This window comes from Methanococcoides seepicolus, assembly GCF_023684405.1.
GTDB classification, from domain to species: Archaea; Halobacteriota; Methanosarcinia; order Methanosarcinales; family Methanosarcinaceae; genus Methanococcoides; species Methanococcoides seepicolus.
This window is the reverse complement of the sequence record NZ_JAGSOI010000109.1, coordinates 1-3,933: the sequence shown is the minus strand read 5'-3', so window position 1 is coordinate 3,933 and position 3,933 is coordinate 1. Positions and strand designations below refer to the sequence as shown.

The following is a 3,933-nucleotide window of genomic DNA, read 5'->3' as shown; positions in this document are numbered from 1 at the left end:
ATTCAGAAAGACGAATATCACCTGCTGTAATTATAGTTTCATTAGCACCATTTACGTCGTCTGGTTCCATGTCAACATATACATAGCCGTGGATTGTCTTTACAATCGTGGCATTTGATTCATAAAGTACAAAAGTAGTTTCTTTGTCACATTGTTCAACTGGGGTGCCACATGGCTCTGCCCAGCAACAGTCTTCGTCTACAGGGACTGTACCTGGTGCAACTGCCATACCAGACATAGCAAGGCATAACATTGCAACAATAAGAATTGTTCTAATTTGCATTCCTTTTACCTCCAACTTGAGATTTCGTTTCATTCAGAGCGGTCAAAATGGATGCAGTTTACCTGGACATTTTGTATGTCCTGGTGAAATGTCTTTTTGATCCTCCAATAAGGAGGCAAATATATCAAATACAGTAAACACTCTCGCAACGTACCAAATTACGATAGCCAAACTGCACCATACCCGTACCACTACATTACTAAGTTGTGCTACGTAGGATATGAACTTCTAAGAACGCAAAATTAGGACGGTAGGTAAGTACTCATGGTAAGTACCACTGGTAAGGGTTAAAAAATTTCATGGATGATGGTTCCAATTACAATTGGATGGATGTGGTGCAGCATCTTTGTTTGTTAAAGAAATTTTCGATAAAACCCCACAAAAAGTGCACAATTTATACAATATTGGAATAAGCTATTAGTAGACCCTTAAGTAATTTTGCTTTAAAGAAGAGTACAAGCGTCTTGAAAATCTCGGTAACAAGCTAGTTGAGATCGAATCTCTTATAGATTGAAGAACATTTAGTTCGATCATAGCAGAAATGTATAACAGCAAAACGTTAGGTGCCAGACCAAATTCGGTATTTCGTTAATTTCAGTTCAAACTCATATAAACGATATCAAACGACACATGTATATGTGATGAAATTCCCTCCGCATGAATTTCTAATTGTAAAAGAAAGTCTCTTACTACTAGATGTGAATTAAAATTTACTGAATATGGAAAAAATACACTATAACCTCTTATCGACCATATTAACATTCCAGTGAACTACCCACCCATTAAAATGGGTGGCTTCCTGCTTCAAAGCCCAGACCAACGTCCGTAACTCCACAGGCTCTATCCGTAGTCCCTACGGTGCATAGATCGAGAATATTGATTGCAGCATTAACATCTCTGTCAAGCTCAAGTCCACACTCTTGACATCTGTGAACCCTGACAGCTAAACTCTTTTTGACGATGTTTCCACAGCTGCTGCATTTTTGTGACGTGTTGTATGGGTTAACCAATTCGACATACTTGCCAGCTTCTTCCGCTTTGCTTTTTGCCATCTGGATCAGTTGACCCCATGCAACATCATGTATTGATTTTGCAAAGTGATGATTTTTAACCATGTTCTTGATACTCAAATCCTCGAACACTATCTTGTCAAACCTGTTGACAAGAGCCCTGCTCAACTTATGGTTAAAATAAACGATTTGAACTATCTACTCTACCTGTAGAAAAAGGCAAAACAACAATTAGTTCCCTCACTACTTCATGTGTCTGATAATACAAGAAATAAAAGTAAAATCAACTGTAAGGTTATAATTGGCAAGGTAAATATCTGTATTTGTTGGATTTCCATAGATCACATATATCGGGTTTTTGGAAGATGTAGCATGATTTAGAAAATCGCTATCATCGTCCTTACTTTATGGAGCTTTATTTGTTTTACTTTTCTTTTTCAAATGAAATTTTCATTTATTTTTGCGCTTAACAATGATAATTGCGCCTACCAATGAAACCAGTATCAAACCGAATAGACCAGTAACAAGTGCAGAGGACTCTGCTTCTGATGATGGTACATTGTCGTTTGTAGTTTCAATTTCAGCTCCATCTCCTGCTAAAGCAATGCTCTCAAATTCATTTACCTCATCTGGGCTATCCTGGATTCCAGAGTCATCAAATGAAGGTGAACTAAAACTTGAGGGTACACTAGGTGACTCGTCTTCAGCTGATTTTTCGCTTACGACAGGGGCTGATGATGCAATGGTTGTAGATACTGTGGCTCCCGGAACTGCATTTTTGAGGGTAGTGGAGTCAACAAGGTCTGTTTCGACACCATTCACATAGAACTTAAGATTTTCGTAATCATCGGGATCACTGGTTATTAACAACCTGTTAGTAGGCGAATCGCCATATACCCCTGCGGAGCCTACGGTAGTTGTACCGACTACATGTTCTCCAAGTTTGACCGTAATTTCAGTTCCCACAGGTGCTACTTCTCCATCAATAGTAACTTCTCCTCCTACAATTAAAGGAAGTGATGGACTAGCTTCAGAAGCAGTACTTACAGGGATCGTTGCTATTGCAAATAATAATAGGAATATCTGTAAGATAATTGTGTATTTTGTAAAGCTCCTTTTATGGATCACATAATCAACCTTAAATATAAAATAAAAGAGGGGAGTTAAAAACTCACCCATATTTTTCGACTTTCGGTCTCATACCTCCATTAGAACCCTGTAAGGGTGTCTTCCTGGGTTACATATACCCAGAATCCCTCGTATGGGCCCATATCGAAGATGTCTGTTCCTACATGGATACCAGAGATCACTCCAGTTTCACCATTGTGTCCTATCTGCTCATAGGTACCGGTTGCTGAGTCATAAGGACCTATGACAACCATGTATGATTCGTCTATCGAACCAAGCATCAGTTCAGCTGGCAGGATAGCCATGGAATTGGTATAACCGATAGCATTCCATCCAGGATACACTGTCATGGTAGGTGGCACAGCTGGTGTAAGTGGTTCAAGAACTTCGCTTGAGATCATCTGATCAAAGCTTTCATTGCTCTCGATCCAGTATGCTTTCAGTGGCTCGAAGTCGGTAGGTATTTCCCAGATACCGCCTGAAGTGTTCCAGTACAACACATTAGCGTAGTTGATGTCCGCAAGGACAAATTCAACACTGCTGTTGTTCAGTGCGAATGGCACTGAAATGAAGTTCCAGCAAGGCTCGATCACAATAGGATCATATTCTGTTACTGGACATTCTGGTACTTCCACTACATCCATCTGTGTTTCACAGTCAATTGGTGCCATACCTGGTGCTTCTGTTGACAGGTCGAACTCTCCATCAAATGTGTACGTTCCCGGTGCTGCACTTCCAGGAATTGTGACATCATAGGTAAACTGTGCGACACCTGGTGCTGCGTTGGCGTCAATCCAGCTTACTGTATTTGCATCAACGACAGATCCACCATTAGATGGGTTGCTTACGACCCATCCTGCAGGTACATTATCTTCGATGACGGTCTTGTTCGCGCCATCAAGTGTAATGTCCAGTTTCACAGTTATGGTGTCACCTGGGTTGGCACTTACTGGAAGGTCTCTGCAGACATTTGGTTCTCCACCTGGTGCTGCTGCAACGATATCCATCTGTGTTTCACAGTCAATTGGTGCCATGCCTGGTGCTTCTGTTGACAGGTCGAACTCTCCATCAAATGTGTACGTTCCCGGTGCTGCGCTTCCAGGAATTGTGACATCATAGGTAAACTGTGCGACACCTGGTGCTGCGTTGGCGTCAATCCAGCTTACTGTATTTGCATCAACGACAGATCCACTACCAGATGGATTGCTTACGACCCATCCTGCAGGTACATTATCTTCGATGACGGTCTTGTTCGCGCCATCAAGTGTAATGTCCAGTTTCACAGTTATGGTGTCACCTGGGTTGGCACTTACTGGAAGGTCTCTGCAGACATTTGGTTCTCCACCTGGTGCTGCTGCAACGATATCCATCTGTGTTTCACAGTCAATTGGTGCCATGCCTGGTGCTTCTGTTGACAGGTCGAACTCTCCATCAAATGTGTACGTTCCCGGTGCTGCGCTTCCAGGAATTGTGACATCATAGGTAAACTGTGCGACACCTGGTGCTGCGTTG

4 protein-coding genes and 1 pseudogene are annotated in these 3,933 nt (G+C 41.8%); 1 reads left to right on the top strand and 4 read right to left on the bottom strand.

What is annotated here, in order from left to right:
- Positions 1-283 (bottom strand): hypothetical protein (locus KDK67_RS13705; RefSeq protein WP_250869415.1); only part of this gene is annotated, 283 nt, incomplete at its 3' end.
- 436 nt (positions 284-719) lie between these two features.
- Here KDK67_RS13705 and KDK67_RS13700 point away from each other — a divergent pair.
- Positions 720-860, top strand: a pseudogene (locus KDK67_RS13700) (IS5/IS1182 family transposase); the annotation flags it as partial.
- 205 nt (positions 861-1,065) lie between these two features.
- Here the strand turns inward: KDK67_RS13700 and KDK67_RS13695 are convergent.
- The 3 genes from KDK67_RS13695 to KDK67_RS13685 all read right to left on the bottom strand — a co-directional run.
- On the bottom strand, positions 1,066-1,461 hold the full coding sequence (locus KDK67_RS13695) for an RNA-guided endonuclease InsQ/TnpB family protein (protein WP_250869414.1): 396 nt from the start codon (positions 1,459-1,461) through the stop codon (positions 1,066-1,068).
- 282 nt (positions 1,462-1,743) lie between these two features.
- Positions 1,744-2,421 carry a hypothetical protein gene (locus tag KDK67_RS13690; protein WP_250869413.1) on the bottom strand — a complete coding sequence of 226 codons (678 nt, stop codon included), beginning with the start codon at positions 2,419-2,421 and terminating at the stop codon, positions 1,744-1,746.
- 80 nt (positions 2,422-2,501) lie between these two features.
- On the bottom strand, positions 2,502-3,933 hold a 1,432-nt coding region (locus KDK67_RS13685), incomplete at its 5' end, for a COG1361 family protein (RefSeq protein ID WP_476738633.1).